Raw genomic sequence first — 21,135 nt, 5'->3', positions numbered from 1 at the left:
TAGGCTGCTTTAGCAGCAGAGCGAACCTACCGGCTTTAGCCGGTAGTGGTTCAGTCATTTTCATAAGTTATCCACTGTCATTTTGATGGAGCCATGCTTCGGGGGAATTCGCTTTTTAACTGTTTTCCTGGTATAATATATCCATGAAAATTACAGGAAAGTGGGCATGTGTTATTGGTTGCAATTATGAAAAAGGAATGTACAACCAGCTCATGGAAGTCATGGCGCGCCTCGATTCTGTAGAAAAAAACTATAAGATGATGTTTGTTGCCTAAATGGCAAGATTAATAAGCTGACGCAGGAAAATGGTACGCTCCGTAAGGAAAACTAGCTTCTCAAAGATGACGACGCCCGCCTGAAAAGCATTATTAATGTATTGCTCGATCCTGAACATTATAGAAATGCTAAAGAAAAGGAAAATGGGAATGCTCGAAAATATAAGAAAGCTTTTTATGGGCACACCGACTATTTTCTAGCCGGTGCTATACTCATTGGTTCAGCCAGAAAGCTGAACTGTTACTGGGGCATTGTAAATTTTGATTTTAATGTTTGCAATAATTGGAGAACTGTAGTAGAATAAAAAAATAATGTATAAGTTTTCTAAGTTCGTAGAGTATTTACATAACAGGAGGAAAGAATGAAAAAGCATATTTCGTTGTCTTCACCTCATATGAGTGAAGAAGGATACGAGAGAGAGTATGTGAAAAAAGCATTTGAACTCAATATGATAGCAGCTCTTGGGGAAAATGTGACAGAGTTTGAGAATGGTATAGTGGAAATCACAGGCGCTAAGAAAGCAGTAGCGCTTTCTTCAGGAACGTCTGCCATGCATATGGCATTAAAAGCGGTGGGGGTAGGTAAAGAAGATATAGTCTTTTGCCAGTCTTTGACTTTTTCTGCTACAGCTAACCCTATTATCTATGAAGGTGCAATCCCTGTATTTATTGACTGTGATATAGATAGCTGGAATATGAATCCAGATGCATTAGAACTGGCATTTGAGAAATATGAAAAGATTGGGAAGAAACCAAAGGCTGTAATAGTAGTACATTTATATGGGATGTGTGCCCATATAGAAGATATTGTAAAAATTTGCCAGAGGTATCAGGTTCCATTAATTGAGGATGCGGCAGAGAGCCTTGGAACTACCTATCACGGAAAACATACAGGAAGTTTTGGAGAATACGGGATTATTAGTTTTAATGGGAATAAAATTATCACCAGTTCTGGTGGAGGAATGTTGTTAATAAATACAGAAGAAGCAAAAGAGAAAGCAGCGAAAGTGCGTTATTGGTCAACTCAGGCACGAGAACCAGTACGTTGGTATCAACATACAGAAATAGGGTATAATTATCGTATGAGTAATATTGCTGCAGGGATTGGCAGAGGACAGTTAAAAGTCTTGGGTAGGCGCATAGAGAAAAAACGTTATATTTATGCATATTATCAAGAAGGTTTGAAAAATTTGCCAGGAATTAATTTTATGCCTATGATGAAAGGTACTAGGAGTAATTGTTGGCTTACATGTATTTTGCTGGATGTAGAGTGTAAAGTAAAGCCATTGGACATTATAAAGGCATTGGAAAAAGAAGGAGTGGAAAGCCGCCCTATTTGGAAACCATTACATTTGCAGCCAGTATTTGCAGGATATGATTTTATTTCGCAAGTGGAAAAACTTCAGGTAATAAATAGAGAAACAAGGGCTGATAATAGTGTTAGTGGGGTGTTGTTTAATAATGGAATTTGTTTACCAAGTGATACTAAATTGTCAGATATAGATTTAGATTATATTTGTTGTGTGGTGAAAAAATTGTGGAAATAAACTTTATGTTAGTATGAATAGGGATGCTGAATAAATTGTATAGAGATTGAGGAATAGTTAATGAATAGAAAAAAAATAGCAAAAGCAGGAGCCATTACAGGTATTTTACTTGGGATCAGCTATGTTGTCTTGAATTTCATAGCTAAATTAAAAAAACAAAATGAAATGTTAGACGAGGATTTGCAAAAGAATAGATATGAAAATGCAGGTGAAGCAGCTGTAAAAAGGAATCCAGGAATCTACGAAAGAAAGGTGAAGTGTGTATTAGATAGAGGTCTGTCTTTTTTTGGTTTGATTTTTCTTTCACCTTTTTATGCCATATTGTCATTGGCGATATATATTGATGATCCAGGACCTATTTTTTTCAAGCAAAAACGTGTAGGGAAGAATAAGGAATATTTTATGATTCATAAATTTCGCTCTATGAAAATGTCTACGCCACAAGATATTCCTACACATATGTTAAAGGAGCCTGAACAATATATTACTCATGTGGGAAAATTTCTAAGGAAATATTCTTTAGATGAACTTCCGCAGATTTGGGACATCTTTGTTGGAAATATGTCTATTATAGGACCGCGTCCAGCACTATGGAATCAATATGATTTAGTTGCTGAAAGGGATAAATATGGTGCAAATGATGTTAAGCCGGGGCTTACTGGGTGGGCACAGATTAATGGACGTGATGAGTTGGAAATAGACATAAAAGCAAAGTTTGATGGTGAATATGTACAAAAGGAAAGTTTTTGGTTTGATGTAAGATGCTTTTTGGGAACGCTTGTAAGTGTAGCAAGACATAAGGGGGTTGTTGAAGGGAATAAGGGGGATATTCATAAAAATACAATTCCTGTAGTTGAACCTGGATTTAGAAAGCCTGTGAATATAGATTTTTCACAACACAAGAAAGTGCTGATTACTGGTTCTAATTCTTATATTGGCGATTATTTCAAAGCATATGCACAAAAACGTTATAATGAGAATTTTTCGATAGAAACAATTGATATGGTAGATGGATCTTGGAGAAAAAAGGATTTTTCATCTTATGATATTGTGTTTCATGTGGCAGGACTTGCGCATGCCGATGTAGGAAAGGTGGACGAAGCAACTAAGAAAAAGTATTATGAGGTAAATAAAGATCTTGCTATTGCAACGGCTGAGAAAGCGAAAAACGCAGGGGTAGGGCAGTTTGTGTTTATGTCATCAATGATTGTTTATGGTGAATCAGCAAAATATGGAAAAAGAAAGGAAATTACAAAATATACTAAACCTAATCCAACAAGTTTTTATGGTGACTCAAAATGGCAGGCGGATGAAGGGGTAAGGAAATTAGAAGACGATAAGTTTGCTGTATTGGTATTACGGCCACCAATGATTTATGGGAAAGGGAGTAAAGGAAATTATCCAATTTTAGCTAAATTGGCAAAAAAGCTACCTGTTTTTCCAGAAATAGATAATGAGAGATCCATGTTATATATTGATAATCTTTGCGAATTTTTGTGTTTGGTTATGTTGGTGGGAAAAGGTGGGATATTTTTCCCCCAAAATGACAGATATACAAAAACAAGTGATATGGTAAAGCAAATTAGTGATGTTAGTGGAAAAAGGCTAATAAAGATTCCATTCCTTAATCCATTTGTTTGGGTAGGGGCAAAAATACCTGGAAAAATTGGTGGGCTGGTAAACAAAGCATTTGGAAATATGATCTATGCACAGGAGATGAGTGTTTATCCTGGAATTGAGTATAGAATTGTAGGGGTTGAGGATTCTATTGCGTATACGGAAGAAAAAAAAACTTTAAATGTAAAAAGAGGATATTTAAAAGAAAAGCCCAGAGCCCTTATGCTGGCTTCTGTAGCTTCTATGATTGATCAATTTAACATGGATAATATTCAGATCCTTTTGGAAATTGGATATGATGTGGATGTAGTGGCTAATTTTGTAGATGGAGGAACAATAACTACAGAGAGAGTAGAGGATTTAAAAAGGAAATTAGAAACATTAGGGGTATCTGTTTATCATGTACCAATTCCAAGAAAGATATCACATATTGAAGAAATTGTTGACGCATATAAGCAGGTTAAAAAACTTTGTAATGAACGGAAGTATAAAATGATTCATTGTCATTCTCCAATTGGTGGTGTAATTGCAAGGTTCGCTGCAAGAAAGGCAAGGCATTATGGGACGAAAGTAATATATACTGCTCATGGTTTTCATTTTTATAAAGGTGCACCTATTAAAAATTGGCTAATATTCTATCCAATTGAAAAAATATGCTCCAAATGGACAGATGTTCTTATTTCTATCAATAATGAAGATTATAAGCTTGCAAAAGAGAGATTTTATGCGAAAAAAGTAACTTATGTTCCTGGAGTTGGCATTGATACAAAGAAGTTTAGGTCTAATCTTATTGATATAGAGGCGAAAAGGGCGGAGTTGGGAGTCGGTACTAATGATATAATGGTTCTTTCGGTAGGGGAACTTAGTCAAGGTAAGAATCATGAGATTGTCATCAAGGCACTTAAAAAATTGAATAATCCACAAATGAAATATTTTATATGCGGTAAAGGAGAATTAGAAAGTTATTTAATAGGGCTTATAAAAGAATTTAATCTTGAATCGCAGGTAAAATTGCTTGGATATAGGACAGATGTGTCTGAACTTTGTCAGTCGGCTGATTTATTTGTATTTCCTTCACATCAAGAGGGATTGCCAGTTGCTCTTATGGAGGCAATAGCTTGCCAGATTCCAGTGATTTGCTCAAATATTCTTGGTAATAGGGAACTTGTGAAAAGTAAAGGATGCTTATTTGATGATAATAATGTAGATAGCCTTGTAGAATGTCTAAAAAGGGTTGGCGTCACAAGAAAGTCTATTAATAAAATGATGAAAGTTTCTGTTAAGCAGAATTATGAGAATATTAGATTGTTTGACTTAAAAGGGGTTTCTGAATCAATGACTACTTATTATGAGTGGAGGGAAGTAGAACACTTAAAAATACAGCAGAAGTTTAAGCGTGAAATAGGGATTAGTTCAGATACAATAATATTGCTGTCAGTTGGAGAACTAAATGTGAATAAAAATCACAGTATTGTGATAAAAGCTTTAGCTAAATTAAAAAATAATAAAATTCATTATTGCATTGTAGGTCAAGGCGAGTTGTGTGATGATTTGAAGATTTTATCTCAAAAATTAGGTGTTGAGAAACATGTGCATTTGCTTGGGTATAGAGACGATGTAGCAGAACTTCTTCGTAAAGTAGATGTATATGTGTTGCCGTCTATAAGAGAAGGATTGAATGTTTCGCTGATGGAGGCTATGGCTTCAGGGTTACCTTGTATTGTCAGTGATATAAGAGGAAATCAAGATCTTATTAAAGAGGGCAGAGGGGGATATAGAGTTAAGTTACAGGATGAACAAGGTTTTTGCAATGCGATAAGAAGATATATAAAAGAAGAAAATCTAAATATGGGAAAATATAACTTAAGTATTATAAACAAGTTCAGTAAGAGAAATGTATATTTGCAAATGAAGAACTTATATTTGGAGGAGAGATGATATGTCATTATATGAAGATATTATTAATAAAAAAGAAAAAATTTCAGTAATTGGCTTAGGGTATGTCGGAATGCCTATTGCGGTAGCTTTTGCTAAAAAGGCTACGGTTATAGGGTTTGATGTAAATGAATCCAAAATTGAACTCTATAAAAAAGGAATTGATCCTACAAATGAAGTTGGAAATGATATAATAAAAGTGACAGAAGTAGAATTTACTTCTGACGAAAAAAAATTAATGGAGGCAAAGTTTCATATTGTTGCTGTACCAACACCTGTTAATCAAGATAAGACACCGAATTTGTATCCAGTTGAAGAAGCTAGCAGGATTTTAGGGCATAATCTTGTAACGGGTTCTGTTGTAGTATTTGAGTCTACAGTTTATCCGGGTGTGACAGAGGATGTTTGTGTTCCTATTCTTGAGAAGGAATCGGGACTTAAGTGTGGGAAAGATTTTAAAGTAGGTTATTCGCCAGAAAGAATTAATCCAGGTGATAAAGTACACACATTATCTAATATTCGCAAAATTGTTTCGGGTATGGACAAAGAAGTGTTAAAAGAAATAAAGAATATTTATGATCTTATTATTGATGTTGGAACCTATCCTGTGTCTAGTATAAAGACAGCAGAGGCAATTAAAGTTGTAGAAAATAGTCAGCGTGACATTAATATTGCTTTTATGAACGAACTTGCTATGGTATTTGATCGAATGGGTATAGATACTAATGAAGTGGTTGATGGTATGAATACAAAATGGAATGCACTTGGGTTTCGGCCAGGATTGGTTGGCGGTCATTGCATAGGAGTTGATCCGTATTATTTTACTTATGAGGCAGAAAAATTAGGATATCATAGCCAAATTGTTCTTGCAGGGCGTAAAGTAAATGATGGTATGGGCCAGTTTGTTGCAGATGCGTCTATAAAGAATATGATTCTTGCAGGAAAAGCTGTAAAAAACTCTAAAGTAGTTATATTAGGTTTAACTTTTAAGGAAAATTGTCCCGATATTAGAAATAGTAAGATTGAAGATATTATAGAGCGACTTAGAGAATATGGTGTGGAACCAATTGTTGTAGATCCTCAGGCGAATGAGGAAGAAGCAATTAAAGTGTATAAGGTTCAACTGAAAACACTAAAAGACGTAAAGAATGCTGATTGTGTTATCGTGGCAGTTGCACATAATGAATTTCGGGCATTAAGTCTTGATGATATAGATGAATTATTTGTGAAAGAAGATAGTTCGTCTAAAGTTTTAATTGATGTTAAAGGAATATACAATACCGAAGAAGTCAAAGTGAAAGGGTTCTCTTATTGGAGATTGTAAAAGGGATGATACCAAAAAAAATACATTATTGTTGGTTTGGCAAAAATGAAATGGATGATAGGATACAGCAATATATTAAAACTTGGAGAAGTATTCTTAAAGATTATGAATTTATAATGTGGGACGAAACAAATTTTGATTTAAATATGTGTCAGTTTACAAAAGAGGCATATGCTAGTAAAAAGTATGCTTTCGTTTCTGATGTTGTGAGGTTATATGCTTTGTATGAACAAGGTGGGATATATCTAGATACAGATGTTGAGATAGTACGGTCTTTAGATCCTTTTTTAGATAAAGAATTGCTTTTAGGATATGACAATCCATATGTTCCTATTATTGCCACTTGTTTGGTGGGAGCGGAAAAAGGAAATGCTTTTATTAAACATATATTAGATATATACCAAATGAGATGTTTTATATTAGATAATGGTGAAATGGCTTTAGAACCTAATACATTGATGTTTTCAAATGAGTTTGAAAAATTCTATGGGTTAAGGTTAATTAATAATAATAAGACTCAGGACATAATGCCACGGATTCAAATTTATCCAGCAGAAGTTTTTCATGCTTATGATTTAGTTTCGGGAAAAGTGTATAGAACAGAAAATACAGTTGCAATTCATTGGCATTCTTTGTTATGGACATCTTGGAAAACTTCTTTTATTCGGTTTTTCAGACAAAGGGTTATTGTTCCAGTGATAGGGGCAAAGAATTATTTAAAAATAGTACAGAGGATAAAACGATGAAACTTGTTCATGTATGTTTAAGTGGAAGCTATTATGACGGATGGGGATATCAGGAAAATGTATTGGCAGAGTATAATTATAAATCAGGAATTGATGTTTATGTAGTTGCATCCCAAGAAAATTATCAAAATATTCATCAGCAAAATACTGAGAGGGTAATAAGATATGAGTATAATGGAGTGAAAGTCTTTCGCATTCCATTTATAAATTTTTTGCCAGAAAAAATATCTTCAAAGTTAAAAGTTTATAAAGGTTTACTTAAGGTTTTGGTGGAAATTGATGCAGATATTATTTTTTTTCATGGAACCATAGGAATGGCGTTGAATTGTATTCCAAAATATAAAAAAAAGTTTCCTGCTAAAAAAATTTATATAGATAATCATGCAGATTATTATAATTGTTGTCAAAATGTTATATCAAAATACTTTCTTTATCGCGGGTTGTGGAAGTATTTAATAAGGAGAACGCTCCCTTATGTTGAGAAATATTATGGAACTTTACCAATAAGAAATATTTTTATGCAGGAAGTTTTTAAAATACCTGAAAGAAAAACACATTTATTAATAATGGGTGTAGATGAAACTGTCTTACCACAGAATAGTGAAAAGGTAAGAATTAAAATCCGTGATAAGTATCAAATAAGTAACGATTCTTTTGTAATCATAGCTGGTGGAAAAATTGATGTAAATAAAAATTTTGATAAGCTAATGGATGCAGTAAATGGATTGAAAAATGAACGGATTGTGTTGTTTATTTTTGGAAACGTAGTTGAGAATTATAGGAAAGAATTTGAAAAACACATGACAGAGAACATTATTTTCGCTGGATGGATGTCTCCTAATGATATAAATGAATGCTTTGTAGCATCTGATTTAGGTATATTTCCAGGATTACATTCAGTTTTATGGGAAAATGCATGTGCCTGCCAATTACCCTGTATTTTTCATAAATTAGAGGGCATTGATCATGTAAATGTAAATGGCAATTGTTTGTTGCTAGAAGAGGTAACAACAATTGGAATCCAGAATGCGATTAAGGAATTAATAAAGAATAATGGTGAAAAGTATATGGAAATGAAAATGAATGCAGAAATCGCTAAAGAGAAATTTCTATATAAAAATATAATAAAAGATTTTTTAGGATAAGAGGTTGTTTATGAGAATCGGAATAGTTACCACATGGTTTGAGAGAGGTGCAGGGTATGTATCAAAATTATATCGATCTGCACTAGAGCAGCAGAATGAAGTATATATATATGCACGTGGAGGATTAAAGAGTGATCAGCCAGAATGGAATGATGAAAGAGTAACATATGGACTTTTTTTGCCATATACCTATATAAATAAAAGGCATATTTTTTCTTGGATAGAAAAAAATAATTTGCAAGTTCTATTTTTCAATGAGCAGCGTGAATTTTCAATTGTCGCTGAAATAAAAAAGAAATATCCTAACATTAAATTGGGTAGTTATATAGACTATTATAAAGAAGATACAGTGTCTTTATTTAATATATATGATTTTGTCATATGTAATACGCATAGGCATATGCAGGCTATGAGGAGGCATAAACAAGCATTTTATGTGAAGTGGGGGACAGATATTAATTTATATAAGCCGAATGAGGAAAAACATAATCAGCTTACTTTCTTTCATTCTATGGGAATGTCATTTAGAAAGGGAACCGGGAAAGTGATAAACGCCTTTATCAATGGAAAAGTCTATAAAAAAGCAAAGTTGGTTATTCATACACAACTTTCGGTTGATAAAATTAGTCAATATTCAGAAGAAGAACTAAGAGATTATAACATAGAAGTTATATCTAAAACAGTTACTGCACCAGGGTTATACTATATGGGAGATATATATGTTTATCCAACAGATTTGGATGGGCTTGGATTGACCATATATGAAGCTTTAGCAAGTGGACTTCCTGTAATTACTACAAATAATGCTCCAATGAACGAGGTTGTAGATGATGAAATTAATGGAAAATTAGTTGATGTAGAAGAATTTCATAGCCGGTCTGATGGATATTATTGGCCATTATCATTATGTGAAGAAAAAAGTCTTATTTCGTCTATGCAGTATTACATTGATAATCTAAAATATTTGGAGAAATTCAAAAAACAAGCTAGAGATTATGCAGTCCATGAATTGAATTTAGAAGAGCGTTTTAAGATAATTAATGAGATTTTTGAAGATTCTATAAATTACAATTTGGATGATAAATTATATAAGCAGATAATTGCTAAAGAGAGGAAAGAAAAGAAAATGTCCTTACTTGCAGCTGTTTCTTCTGCTTCGAGGACATTTTCTTTTTTATGGTCAAAGATCAAATGATTATAAAAAAGGTACAGTTTGAGGATGTTGTAAAGAGTATAATTGCGTTAAATATAATAGTAGTTGGCATAGGAAGTGCTTCATCTATTTATATTCCAATTCCGTTTTTTGATTATATTGTATTTGTCATGATGGGATTAGCGGTTTTTATATTGGTTTTGGCTAATTGTAGTTATAGAAAAAATTTATATGTAGGATTAGAAAATGGATATCTTTTATTTACCTTTACATGGTTTATATTGGGGATTCTGTCATTAATATTTAATTTTGATCACGGTGATGTAAGAATACCTATTTATTTATCTTCAATTATTGCTATTTTTTTCAGTTTTTGTATTTATTTGGGTTGCCGTGATTTGAAGGATTTTAAACTGTATTTAAAGGCGTACTTGATAAGCTTGTTTCTAAACTATGGTTTTTCTGTTAATGAAATTTTTTTTGGGAAACATATTACAGAACCGAGAAGTGTATTTCAAATGACATCCACTTATGTTGGGTTTAGTAATCAGAATAATTATGCAACATTTTTAATTTACACAACTATATTACTTTATCTTTTATATGAGTTGCGGGATAAAAATAGTAAGTTTCAGCAATTATTATACTGTGGTATTATTGTGGTAAATTTTATTTTATGTATAGTAACGGGTTCTAAAGCAGGAGTTTTAGCACAAATTTTGATTCTATTTATGTTTTTTGTAAAAAAAATAATGAATATTGATGTACAGTCAATAAAAATTATAGTTTGCTTAGTTTTGGCACTGTATGTTGTTTTTGTTGTTATTGCAGCATTTGGTATACTTCCTGATGATGGAGAACGTTTTTCTTATATAAATAAGATAGTACCATCGTTTTGGAAAAATTTTGTTTTAGGTTTAGGACCTGGTGGAAATGTTATTGAAAATGATGGTTGGGTGCATAATCTATCATTTGAGATATTGTTTGACTATGGAATAGTGGTTTTTTTGTTTTTTATAAATATGCTTGTTAAAACTATAAATAAGTTCATTGCTTATTTAAAATTTGAAATGGTGTTTGTAATGTTGCTTCTTCCGATAATTTGGATTTCATCCAGTTCGGCCTTAAGTTTGCATTTCACATGGACATTTATGTCTTTATTTACACTCTATCCTTTAATAATGGATGAGAATACGATTAAATCAGAATAAAAATGATAGGAGAAAAGAAATGTTTATGTCAGTGTGTATTCCAACATATAATAGGGACTATATTCTTGAAAGAGCAGTATGTAGTGTTTTAAATCAAACAGAGAAGGATTTAGAATTAATTGTGGTGGATGACGGATCAACTGATAGCACAAGAAGTTTGATGGAAAAATATAAACATGACTCAAGGGTAAAATATTGTTATAAAGATAATGGTGGAAAACATACAGCTTTAAATAGAGGAATTCAAACAGCAAGAGGTGATTTTTTTCTGATATTAGATTCAGATGATATGCTAGCCCCAAATTGTATTGAACGTATGAAGAATATATGTATGAAGTATAATTTAAGAAAGAAGAAAAATATTTGCGGTGTACTTGGAAAATGTCAGAATATGTCTAATGGACAAATTCTAGGAAGTACATTTGAAATAGGAGAAGATGGTTATAAAGAGATGTCCTATATTGATTTGCATTTTAGGAATAAAAAACAATATGGGGATTGTTGTGAATGTGTGAAGACTTCCCTATTAAAAGAGTTTTATTGGCCGGAAGATATTGATACCAAATTTATTCCAGAATCTTATGTGTTTGACCAGATTGGATTAAAATATAGCTTATGTTGTGTGAATGAAATATTTGAAATTAAAGAATATCAGGAAGATGGAATAACAAAGAATAATCTTGAGTTTGCAAGAAGGAATAATTTAGGTTTTTTGTATAATTATGTGAATAAGATAGAGGATATTTTTAAAAAAAGTAAAATACCTTTGAAAAAGAAGATTTCAATCTGGAGATTATATTGGAATGCGGTAAAGTTAGATAGTGAAGTTGTTGGAGCAAGAGTAAAGAGATTATCTTTTATAGGTATTATTACTTACTTAGCATTGCCCATATTAAATAGGATGAAAAGCTAATGAAGAAATTGTTAAAAAATGAAAATTCTTTAAACGTTATTTGTGCCTTTTTTTTGCAGATTACTGCAATTATTTCAGGTTTTTTTGTGTCTAAAATAATTCTTATATCTTTTGGTTCAGAGGTTAATGGGCTTGTGTCTTCTATTAATCAATTTTTAAGTGTTATTTCTTTGTTAGAGGGTGGTCTGACCGCTGTTGTTCTATCACAGTTGTATAAACCAATAGAAGAAAGAGATACTGATAAAATTTCAGCTATTGTAGCAGCATCTAATCACTTTTTTCAAAAAGTAGCTATAATTTTCACAGTATACAGCATGATTCTTAGTGTTATATATCCTTTAATAGTAAAGCAAAAACTTTCGTTTCAGTATATTTGCACATTAATTTTAATTATAAGTTTGACAACTTTTGCACAATATTTTTTTTCGATCACTAATAGAATTGTACTTCAGGGTAACCAAAAGAATTATATTATAAGTATAACAATGGGAGTTTCCTATTTACTTAATTTAGGATTTGCTGCTATAGCAGTTCAGATTTATCCTAGCATTCATATCTTGAAATTATTTAATGCTATATTATTTTGTTTGCAGCCATTAGTGTATAAGCATTTTGTTCAGAAATATTTTGATATAAATAAAGTAAAATGCTTAGATTACGGAATTATAAAAAACCGGTGGAGCGGGCTTTATCAAAATTTAACATATTTTATAACGATGAATACAGATATGATTGTCTTAACACTTTTTTCTACACTCAGCGAAGTTAGTGTATATAGTGTATATATGCTTGTTTTGAATGCAATAAGACAACTGATAACATCAACAGCTGGTGGATATCAATCGGTGATAGGAAAGGCCATTGCGCATGGTGATGATAAGGAGTTACAGAACACATTTGATAAATTTGTAAAAGTAACTTCAAATGTAAGTGTCTTAGTATTTGGAATAACCTTAATTTTGATTGTCCCGTTTGTTAGAATTTACACTTGGGAAGTAAAAGATGCAAATTATATTCAATATGCTTTTGCGTTTGTAATGGTGTTAGCACAGCTAGTGTTTTGTGTAAGAGAACCATATAGATTATTAGTGCTTTCGGCGGGAAAGTTTAAAGAAACGAATAAGGGTGCAATTATTGAAGCTATATTAAATTTGGGAATATCCCTTTTATTAGTAAGTAAGTTTGGGTTGTTCGGAGTGGCTTTAGGGACTTTTGTGGCAACAACTTATCGGTATATTTATTTTTTATGGTATATAAATAGACATATGTTAAAAATTGGGAAGTCAAAGGCAATTAAAGAACATTTCTTTTTTGGGCTTGAGATATTGGGAATGTTAGTGGTTTCTAATATTATTGGAAATCAGTGGATTAGAAATTATGGATACTTTATAATCGCGGGAATATTTTATTTGGTTATATTTGGCGGAGTACAGATTGCAATATTATTGAGTACAAAAAAATAATTAGGAAAAAGTAGGAGAAAAATGAATCAACAAAAGATGGAATCAATAAGTTTTTTAAGAGTAATTTCAACATGTATGATTATTATATGTCATTTTTTACAATTTTATGGGAATGAGTTGGCATATTGGTTTAACGTAGGGGTTCAAATTTTTCTATTAATCTCAGGATTTTTATTTGGGCAGAAAGTGATTGATAAGATCGGTAAGTTTTATAAAAAAAGATTATTAAGGATATTGGTGGACTATTACTTGTATATAATAGTAGTTATTCCCTTATATTGGATTTTTCATAAGGAGGTAATTTCCTTTTATGCTACAATAAAACAGATTCTTTGTTTGTCTTGTCTTCCAGGATTAAATCATCTATGGTTCATTCGGACTATTATTTTATGTTATTTAATTACGCCTTTTCTTCAAAAAATCTTCAAAAATGGGAAAAAAGAGGTGTTTTTTGGAATAGAAGTATTTGTTTTCTTTATTTTTATTACAGGGAAATTTTTTACTTCAGCCTGGATTAATTGTTATATAATGGGATATTTTTTCGGTAAACAGTTTAAAGAAAGAGGAAATGGTGTAATAAAAGATTTTTCTCGAATTGCAATTCCTGTTGCAGTTATTATGAATGGGAGTCAGATTGTTGTAGATTATATTTTAAAATTGGAATTTACAGGAGAATGGTCGTATGCCTTTCAAGTTTGGACGGAATATTCCCATGTGTTCTTGGCAGTAGCTTTTTTTGGTATAGTTATGCAATTATATAAGGATAAGCAGAATATGATATATAAAGATTTCCTGAATTTTTTTGACAGGCATTCATATGATATATACATTGTACATCATATTTATATTTTAGGACCATTTTCATTACTTTCTCAGGATAAATTGGGGGGGGGGGAAAATTGTGTTTGTAGTAGTAATAACAGTATTAACAGCCCTAATACTTATGAATAGTGCAGAATGGATAAGAAATATTTGGAAGATGTAATTTAGGAGTGATAATTTTAAAATGGGTCTTAATATTTTTGATAACAATACAACTACATCATGGAAGGGAATTGCAATTTTACTCGTGATTTTTGGACATTTGGGTATTATACCAAGGGGGGGGGGGCAGCAGGGGTCAGTATTTTTTTAATGCTTAGTGGCTATGGCATGGTGTGTTCATATAATAAAAAAGGCATGCAGAAGTATTGGCGGAGAAGATTAGTGAGTGTATGGCTCCCCTATGTGATATGGACAATGTTTTTGACCTTTTTATGTTTTATCATGAATTTTTCTGTATTTGATGATATTTCTATTATAGAGATTGTAACTAATGTCATTGGAATAAATCCAAATTCACCTATAGATGCTACTATGTGGTATGTTCCGTATATATTAATAATGTATCTTATATTTTATGTTGTATACCGATTTGTGAATAAATGGAAAGTTATATCCATTTTTATTGCATCTTGTGTAGTTGGATATATGACGAGTATAAGTTTTCCAAGTGATGTGGGAGCTATACTCTATACGACCTGTTTTGCAGTGGGTGTGCTTTATGCTGAAATAGTGAGTAATGGTAAAATTGAATTAGAGAAAAAACATGTAATAGTTTTAACTTTTGGGATAACAATTATTATGGTTATGATGTATATACTAAGTTGGAGAAAGTTAGTATTCTACATGGGATTTACGACAGTGTGTCCTGTGGTGGCGATAGGATTAATGAACATTTTTCCAGGAAAGTATTTTATTGTAATAAAATAGGTGAGTATTCTTATGAACTTTATTTATGTGAAGGGATTTTACTACATGTGTATTTCGAAAAGGGCTATAATAGCTTTTATGGGAATATTGTTATATTTATTTTAATTTTTATCGTAGGCATTATGCTTCAATTGTTTATGAGCACTATAAAAAAAAAGAATATTATTAATGGTGGATAGCTAGAATTATGTAAATTATAGTGTATGAGTTTGCGAGTAGAGAGGGATAAACCTTATGACATATATATCATTTAGCTTTTATGTATTTCTTTTAGTAGTATTAGTGATATACTATATAATTCCGTTACAACTTCGTTGGATAGGTTTGTTGTTAGGGAGTATAATTTTTTATTTTGTGGCCTATAAAACGGGATGGTGGATTTTGTTTTTGACGATATTTATTTCATATGCGGCAGGAATCTTTCTGGAATTTTCGGGGGGGGGGGGGCCAACAAAATTTTAGGAAAGCAGTATTGATGTTGACAATAGGGATAGCTATATTTGTTTGGTTTATTTTAAAAAATGGGAATTTTTTGCTTGGAATGTTACATAGACAACCTTTTGAATGGATAGTACCTTTGGGAATTTCTTTTTATACGTTGCAAATTCTATCCTATTTAATAGATATCTATAAGGGGAAAATAAAGGCTCAAAAAAATTTTGCTAAATATATATTGTTTATTTTATTTTTTCCACAGATTATTCAAGGACCAATACCGCGTTATGAACAACTAGCAGAGCAGATTTATGAAGGACATTTATTTGATGAAAGTAAATTTGTAAAGGGGTTTCAATTAATCGTATGGGGTTTTTTCTTAAATTTATGATTGCAGATAAATCAGCTATAGTTGTAAATACTGTTTTTGATAGTCCAGAAAAGTATGCGGGATGTTACGTTTTAGTAGCTGGGATATTATATAGTATTGAATTATATGCAGACTTTTTGTCATGTGTTACCATTTCACAGGGTGTGGCAAAATTATTTGGAATAGATTTGGTAAATAACTTTATGCAACCATATTTTTCGACATCTACAAAAGAGTTTTGGAGAAGATGGCACATTTCTTTTAGTGAGTGGTTGCGTGATTATGTTTATATTCCATTAGGAGGGAGTAGAAAGGGGAAAATTCCACAATATAGCAATTTAATATTAACTTTTGCTGTTAGTGGTGTTTGGCATGGTTCTGGCTATAAATATTTATTTTGGGGATTATTGCATGCAGCATATCAAATTGTTGGAAATGTTACTTTCGGTGTAAAAGAGAAAATTTATGACTTTCTCAAATTATCAAAACAGTCAGGTACACGTAAAATGTTGCAACGTATGGGGTGCTTTTTTTGGGTAATGCTTGCATGGATTATTTTTAGGGCAAATAATTTAAAGACAGGTTTGCAGATGATAAAAAGTATGTTTGTGATTCATAATCCGTGGATATTTTTTAATGATGAATTATTTTCGCTAGGATTAGAATGGAAAGAGTGGAGGGTTTTATTGATATCTATAATAATCCTCATATATGTAAGCAGTAGACAGGAAAGTGGCTTATATTTGAGTGAAATAATTTTAAGTAGATCTATATATGTTCGTTGGCTTTTATATGTATCTATTATTCTGAGCATTATGGTTTTTGGAACTTACGGTTATGGATTTGACGTTCATGATTTTATATATGGAGGATTTTAGATGAGCAAGCATTTAAAATTTACGTGTAAATGTATTATCTTTCTTATTGTATTGTACATTTGTGTGGAAAATGTATACCGGGTTATTGTGCCAAAGTTTTTTTAAGCGATATTTGGCCAACTACTTTAACATATTCGAAATTTTATGAAGAGGAGGAAGATACAATTGATGTAATTTTTTTAGGCAGTAGCCACGCAGCTTCTTCATTTATACCACAAGAGTTGTACAATAATTATTATATGGAATTACAAGTTATAATTTAGGCTGTGAACAACAAAATTTAGTTACATCATATTTTTGGTTGAAGGAAGCGCTTCGTTATCAGAAGCCGAAGGCGGTTGTGTTAGATTGTTACTTTCTTTTTTTATATTCGGGGTATGAACCGTTAAATTCCTCCGAAAGTTGTACAAGAAAAGCACTAGATTATATGAAATGGTCACTGGTGAAAAGAGAAGCTGTCAAGTCAATTTGTGAGTTAGATCAATATCAGTTTTTAGTGAGCTATTATTTGCCTAATATTCGTTATCATGCAAGATGGACAAATTTGTCAGAAAATGATTTTTTTCTAAAATAGATGAATGTGTTGAATATAAAGGTTATACTCCATTATCAGAATATTCTGGATTAGAGGAATATAGGCCTTTTGAAGCTGACATGTTAGTGAACAATATGGATATGGTGTCTCTTATGGAGACATATTTGAATAAAATTGTAGAGTTATGTGAAAATGAGAAAATATCATTTATTTTAACAAAAACACCAACACTGAATGCTAATCTGGAAAAATACAACACGGTAAAAAAGTATGCTGATGAACATAATATAGATTATTTTGATTTTAATGAGAAAAACTTATATGAAAAAGTAGGTTTTTGCTTTACCACGGATTTAAGAGATGCTGGTCATTTGAATCTTTGGGGTGCAAAAAAAATAACGAATTATATTGGTAGAGTTTTATCAGAACAATATAATTTTCAAAGATGTGAATTGTCTCAATGGGAGGATTTGAAAGATGATTATGAGAAAATGCAGAAAGATTGTGAATTGGTTCATATAGTTGATATTGATAAATATATGGCAGCGTTACAAGATGTGAGATATAGTATATTTATTTCAGTGAATGAAGAATGTACCCAAAATTTAAGAGATCATACGATTCAACAGTTGAGAAAACTCGGGTTACAAGCCAGTTTACAAGAAGAGTATGGCTGTAGTTATTGTGCAGTTATTGCAGACGGAACAATTGTAGAGCAAAAAGGGTATAATAGTCTCAATTATGGAGGTGCAATCAGGGATAATTTAGTAACATATGACATTAAGAGTGCGGGGAACCAAAGTAGAAGCTTAAGTTCTATAATTATAGAAGGAACTGAATATTCAAAAAATAAAAGAGGGATGAATATTGTGGTGTATAATAATGATACAAGAAAAGTAATTGATTCTGTTTGTTTCGATACTCATGAGAGAGAAAATATTGCAAGTCGTTAATATAGAGTTGATAGTATTAAAACAAGAATTATACAGATGAAAGGGTAAAAATTTATGAAAAAAGTAATGTTGGTTTTTGGAACAAGGCCTGAAGCGATTAAAATGTGCCCCTTAGTGAATGAGTTGAAATCAAGAAAAGGAGTTGGAGTTGTAGTTTGCGTTACAGGACAACATAGACAAATGTTGGATCAAGTACTGGAGACGTTTTCTGTGGTTCCTGATTATGATTTCGCTATTATGAAAGAAAAACAGACATTGTTTGATATTACTACAAATGTTTTGATGTGTATTAAGGACGTTTTGGAAAAAGAAAAGCCAGATATTGTTTTAGTGCATGGGGATACTTCAACAACATTTGTTACGGCATTAGCGTGTTTTTATCTCCAAATTCCAGTAGGACATGTTGAGGCAGGGTTGCGAACATTTGATATTTTTAGCCCCTATCCAGAAGAATTTAATCGGCAGGTAGTGTCTATAGTAGCTCAATATAATTTTGCCCCCACAAAAAGGGCAAAAGAGAATCTTGTGCAAGAGGGAAAAGACAATAAGGAGATATGGGTTACAGGAAATACAGTAATTGATGCTCTTAAAACAACAGTACGTAACGATTATGAGCATCCAGAACTGCTTTGGGCGGAGGGAAGTAGACTTATTTTTATTACGGCTCACCGACGCGAAAATATTGGCAATCCTATGCGACACATGTTTAGAGCTATTCGACGGGTAATAGAAGAATATCCTGATGTAAAGATATTGTATCCAATTCATATGAATCCTGTTGTAAGGCAGATTGCAGATAGTGAGTTGGGTGGGATTGAACGTGTTCATATTATTGACCCAGTAGAGGTTTTTGATTGCCACAATCTTATGGCAAGATCATATTTAATTCTTACAGATAGCGGAGGAATACAGGAAGAGGCTCCGAGTTTAGGAAAACCAGTTTTGGTCATGCGTGATACTACGGAGAGACCAGAAGGCATTGAAGCTGGTACATTGAAACTAGTTGGTACAAATGAAGAGGTAATATATCAGAATTTCAGGGAATTATTAGAAAACAAGGAAAGTTATGAGAAAATGGCTAAAGCTAGTAATCCTTATGGTGATGGACATGCATGTGAGAGAATTGCAGACATCTTGGAATTTGGAGAAATGAAAAAATATTTGTAAATGAGCATTTTGTAAAAGGAAGTTTTTTGTAGTGCCTTATTGTGAATATTGACAAGTATTTGGATTTAAAATAGTGTAAGTTATTTGTTGTTATAATACAGGGTTAAAGATAAATTTTAGTTGTAGAATAAATATTCTTATGATTGACAGAAGTAAATTAATTGAATATCATACAAAAAACCTGTGATTTAGGATAGCTTTAAAAAGAATGAAGTATGGAGGGAATTAAATGGAAACACGGAAGAGAATGGAACGTGAAATAAATTTATTAGAGTTAGTGTGGGATGTTTTATTTGGATGGCGTCAGATAGTTTGTTGTGGAATAGTGTTTGCTGTTTTGATTAGTGGAGTGAAATATATAATAGATATAAAAGGTTACCGTCCAGAGCAAAATGGAGATATAAAGCAAGAGGAAGTTGAATTAACGACAAGAGAAAAAGAACAAATATCAAACGCTCAGGAAATTATAAAACGATTAGAAGAATATCAAAATTATTTGGATACATCAGTAGCAATGCAGATTAATCCATATGAAAAGCACATTATTGAATTACAATACTATGTAAAATCGGATTATACTTTTAATTATACACAAGATAGCCAGAATGATTATACCAGTAGTTTAGTAGCCTTATATTATAACTATATTGTAGGGGGTGAAATGAGTCAGGCCGTAATCGAAGGAGCAGATTTATCTATTAGCCAAGCAGATATAAGTGAACTTTGGTCTGTTACATGGAGTGGGAATACTATTTCAATAAAAATTACAGATCCAGAGAAAGAAAAATTGGAGAGAATTGCAGAAATTGTAAAATCACAGTTAGAAAAAAAAGAAATAGAATTTCAGCAGATTGGTTCTCATGAATTGAAATTGTTGGGGGAAGCACAGAATGTGGTAGTAGATACGGCTACGATTGATAGAAAGAATGTAATTTCCAATAATATTATATCTATGAACACACAATTGAATAGTTTAAAGATGAACATGACAGAGCAGCAGTTAAGTATACTGAACAGTGATTTAGAAGAAGATTCAGATAGTGAGACAGTAGTTAATATCACTCCTTCTGTGAGCAAAAGGTATATACTTTTAGGAATGGTTTTAGGTATCGTTATAGTATGCATTTGGATCGTATGTAAAGCCATATTTACTGTCAAATTACAAAATTCAGGAGAGATTCGTACTCTTTACAATGTTCGTTTGTTGGGTGAAATTACGGTTCAATCTTCAAAAAAACGTTTCTTATCTGTTATTGATGAAAAATTATTAGCAATAAAAAATCGAAGAAAGAAAAAGCTAACAACAGAGCAACAAATAAAGATTTTGTCTGCCAACATTGCTCTTTCTTGTAAACAACGAAGAATTGATTGTATATATATAACTGGAAGTGAATATGAGAATATTGATGTTGAAACATTGAACATGTTGAAGGATGAACTATATTTACAAAATATTCAGGTAAAAGAAGGTGGAAATATTTTCTATGATGCAGAATCTCTTAAGCAAGGAACGGAAATTGGGAATATGTTGTTTGTGGAGCAAATAGGGCGGTCAATTTATGATGAGATTTCTAATGAATTGAATCTTGCGAAAGAGCAGAATAATTATATTTTAGGAGTTGCAGTGTTGATGTAAAGTAAGCGCTTAATAGGTTCTTTCCCAGCTCTGACGCTTAAAAAAATTAATTAAAAAACCTCCCATTTTATGGGAAGATG

16 protein-coding genes are annotated in these 21,135 nt (G+C 31.9%); all 16 read left to right on the top strand.

Annotation, left to right across the window (positions count from 1 at the left end; genetic code table 11):
• The first annotated feature begins 637 nt into the window (after window positions 1-637).
• The 16 genes from E5329_RS23785 (at window position 638) to E5329_RS23710 (ending at window position 21,055) form a co-directional block, all read left to right on the top strand.
• On the top strand, window positions 638-1,822 hold the full coding sequence (locus E5329_RS23785; protein WP_135991783.1) for an aminotransferase class I/II-fold pyridoxal phosphate-dependent enzyme: 1,185 nt from the start codon (window positions 638-640) through the stop codon (window positions 1,820-1,822).
• A 60-nt stretch (window positions 1,823-1,882) separates the two neighbouring features.
• Entirely contained in the window at window positions 1,883-5,377 is a 3,495-nt protein-coding gene (locus E5329_RS23780) for a glycosyltransferase (protein ID WP_135991782.1), read from the top strand.
• Between the two features lies 1 nt (window position 5,378).
• Complete coding sequence (locus E5329_RS23775) at window positions 5,379-6,698, top strand: nucleotide sugar dehydrogenase (protein ID WP_135991781.1); 1,320 nt, start codon at window positions 5,379-5,381, stop codon at window positions 6,696-6,698.
• Window positions 6,699-6,703: 5 nt separating this feature from the next.
• Window positions 6,704-7,444, top strand: coding sequence for a glycosyltransferase family 32 protein (locus E5329_RS23770; RefSeq protein ID WP_135991780.1), 741 nt, complete (start codon window positions 6,704-6,706; stop codon window positions 7,442-7,444).
• The gene (locus E5329_RS23765) at window positions 7,441-8,589 is read left to right on the top strand and encodes a glycosyltransferase (protein ID WP_168356748.1); all 1,149 of its coding nucleotides are present in this window, start codon (window positions 7,441-7,443) and stop codon (window positions 8,587-8,589) included. Before E5329_RS23770 ends, E5329_RS23765 begins: the two co-directional genes overlap by 4 nt.
• Window positions 8,590-8,599: 10 nt before the next feature.
• Window positions 8,600-9,784, top strand: coding sequence for a glycosyltransferase (locus tag E5329_RS23760; protein ID WP_135991778.1), 1,185 nt, complete (start codon window positions 8,600-8,602; stop codon window positions 9,782-9,784).
• A complete protein-coding gene (locus E5329_RS23755) occupies window positions 9,766-10,953 on the top strand; it encodes an O-antigen ligase family protein (RefSeq protein ID WP_135991777.1) in 1,188 nt (395 codons plus the stop codon). The genes E5329_RS23760 and E5329_RS23755 overlap by 19 nt, the downstream gene beginning before the upstream one ends.
• 19 nt (window positions 10,954-10,972) lie before the next feature.
• Window positions 10,973-11,866 (top strand): glycosyltransferase family 2 protein, encoded by an 894-nt coding sequence (locus E5329_RS23750; RefSeq protein WP_168356747.1) that lies wholly within the window; start codon window positions 10,973-10,975, stop codon window positions 11,864-11,866.
• Window positions 11,866-13,329 carry a polysaccharide biosynthesis protein gene (locus tag E5329_RS23745; protein WP_135991775.1) on the top strand — a complete coding sequence of 488 codons (1,464 nt, stop codon included), beginning with the start codon at window positions 11,866-11,868 and terminating at the stop codon, window positions 13,327-13,329. The genes E5329_RS23750 and E5329_RS23745 overlap by 1 nt, the downstream gene beginning before the upstream one ends.
• 21 nt (window positions 13,330-13,350) lie before the next feature.
• Window positions 13,351-14,280, top strand: a complete 930-nt coding sequence (locus E5329_RS23740; protein WP_135991774.1) for an acyltransferase family protein — start codon at window positions 13,351-13,353, stop codon at window positions 14,278-14,280.
• Between the two features lie 93 nt (window positions 14,281-14,373).
• Complete coding sequence (locus E5329_RS23735) at window positions 14,374-15,081, top strand: acyltransferase family protein (RefSeq protein ID WP_135991773.1); 708 nt, start codon at window positions 14,374-14,376, stop codon at window positions 15,079-15,081.
• Window positions 15,082-15,556: 475 nt separating this feature from the next.
• Window positions 15,557-15,907 (top strand): MBOAT family O-acyltransferase, encoded by a 351-nt coding sequence (locus tag E5329_RS23730; RefSeq protein ID WP_135991772.1) that lies wholly within the window; start codon window positions 15,557-15,559, stop codon window positions 15,905-15,907.
• Window positions 15,904-16,764, top strand: coding sequence for an MBOAT family O-acyltransferase (locus E5329_RS23725; RefSeq protein WP_168356746.1), 861 nt, complete (start codon window positions 15,904-15,906; stop codon window positions 16,762-16,764). Before E5329_RS23730 ends, E5329_RS23725 begins: the two co-directional genes overlap by 4 nt.
• 699 nt (window positions 16,765-17,463) lie before the next feature.
• On the top strand, window positions 17,464-18,252 hold the full coding sequence (locus tag E5329_RS23720) for a hypothetical protein (protein WP_135991770.1): 789 nt from the start codon (window positions 17,464-17,466) through the stop codon (window positions 18,250-18,252).
• A 54-nt stretch (window positions 18,253-18,306) separates the two neighbouring features.
• A complete protein-coding gene (gene wecB / locus E5329_RS23715) occupies window positions 18,307-19,419 on the top strand; it encodes a non-hydrolyzing UDP-N-acetylglucosamine 2-epimerase (protein ID WP_135991769.1) in 1,113 nt (370 codons plus the stop codon).
• Between the two features lie 229 nt (window positions 19,420-19,648).
• Window positions 19,649-21,055, top strand: coding sequence for a hypothetical protein (locus E5329_RS23710; protein ID WP_135991768.1), 1,407 nt, complete (start codon window positions 19,649-19,651; stop codon window positions 21,053-21,055).
• Window positions 21,056-21,135 lie beyond the last annotated feature (80 nt).

The organism is Petralouisia muris, from assembly GCF_004793545.1.
Classification (GTDB): domain Bacteria; phylum Bacillota; class Clostridia; order Lachnospirales; family Lachnospiraceae; genus Petralouisia; species Petralouisia muris.
This window is presented reverse-complemented; position numbering and strand designations above follow the sequence as displayed.

Coding starts and splice junctions, on each gene's coding strand:
- E5329_RS23785 (WP_135991783.1), top strand. CDS start 638: ATGAAAAAGCATATTTCGTTGTCTTCACCTCATATGAGTGAAGAAGGA.
- E5329_RS23780 (WP_135991782.1), top strand. CDS start 1,883: ATGAATAGAAAAAAAATAGCAAAAGCAGGAGCCATTACAGGTATTTTA.
- E5329_RS23775 (WP_135991781.1), top strand. CDS start 5,379: ATGTCATTATATGAAGATATTATTAATAAAAAAGAAAAAATTTCAGTA.
- E5329_RS23770 (WP_135991780.1), top strand. CDS start 6,704: ATGATACCAAAAAAAATACATTATTGTTGGTTTGGCAAAAATGAAATG.
- E5329_RS23765 (WP_168356748.1), top strand. CDS start 7,441: ATGAAACTTGTTCATGTATGTTTAAGTGGAAGCTATTATGACGGATGG.
- E5329_RS23760 (WP_135991778.1), top strand. CDS start 8,600: ATGAGAATCGGAATAGTTACCACATGGTTTGAGAGAGGTGCAGGGTAT.
- E5329_RS23755 (WP_135991777.1), top strand. CDS start 9,766: ATGGTCAAAGATCAAATGATTATAAAAAAGGTACAGTTTGAGGATGTT.
- E5329_RS23750 (WP_168356747.1), top strand. CDS start 10,973: ATGTTTATGTCAGTGTGTATTCCAACATATAATAGGGACTATATTCTT.
- E5329_RS23745 (WP_135991775.1), top strand. CDS start 11,866: ATGAAGAAATTGTTAAAAAATGAAAATTCTTTAAACGTTATTTGTGCC.
- E5329_RS23740 (WP_135991774.1), top strand. CDS start 13,351: ATGAATCAACAAAAGATGGAATCAATAAGTTTTTTAAGAGTAATTTCA.
- E5329_RS23735 (WP_135991773.1), top strand. CDS start 14,374: ATGGAAGGGAATTGCAATTTTACTCGTGATTTTTGGACATTTGGGTAT.
- E5329_RS23730 (WP_135991772.1), top strand. CDS start 15,557: ATGTTGACAATAGGGATAGCTATATTTGTTTGGTTTATTTTAAAAAAT.
- E5329_RS23725 (WP_168356746.1), top strand. CDS start 15,904: ATGATTGCAGATAAATCAGCTATAGTTGTAAATACTGTTTTTGATAGT.
- wecB (WP_135991769.1), top strand. CDS start 18,307: ATGAAAAAAGTAATGTTGGTTTTTGGAACAAGGCCTGAAGCGATTAAA.
- E5329_RS23710 (WP_135991768.1), top strand. CDS start 19,649: ATGGAAACACGGAAGAGAATGGAACGTGAAATAAATTTATTAGAGTTA.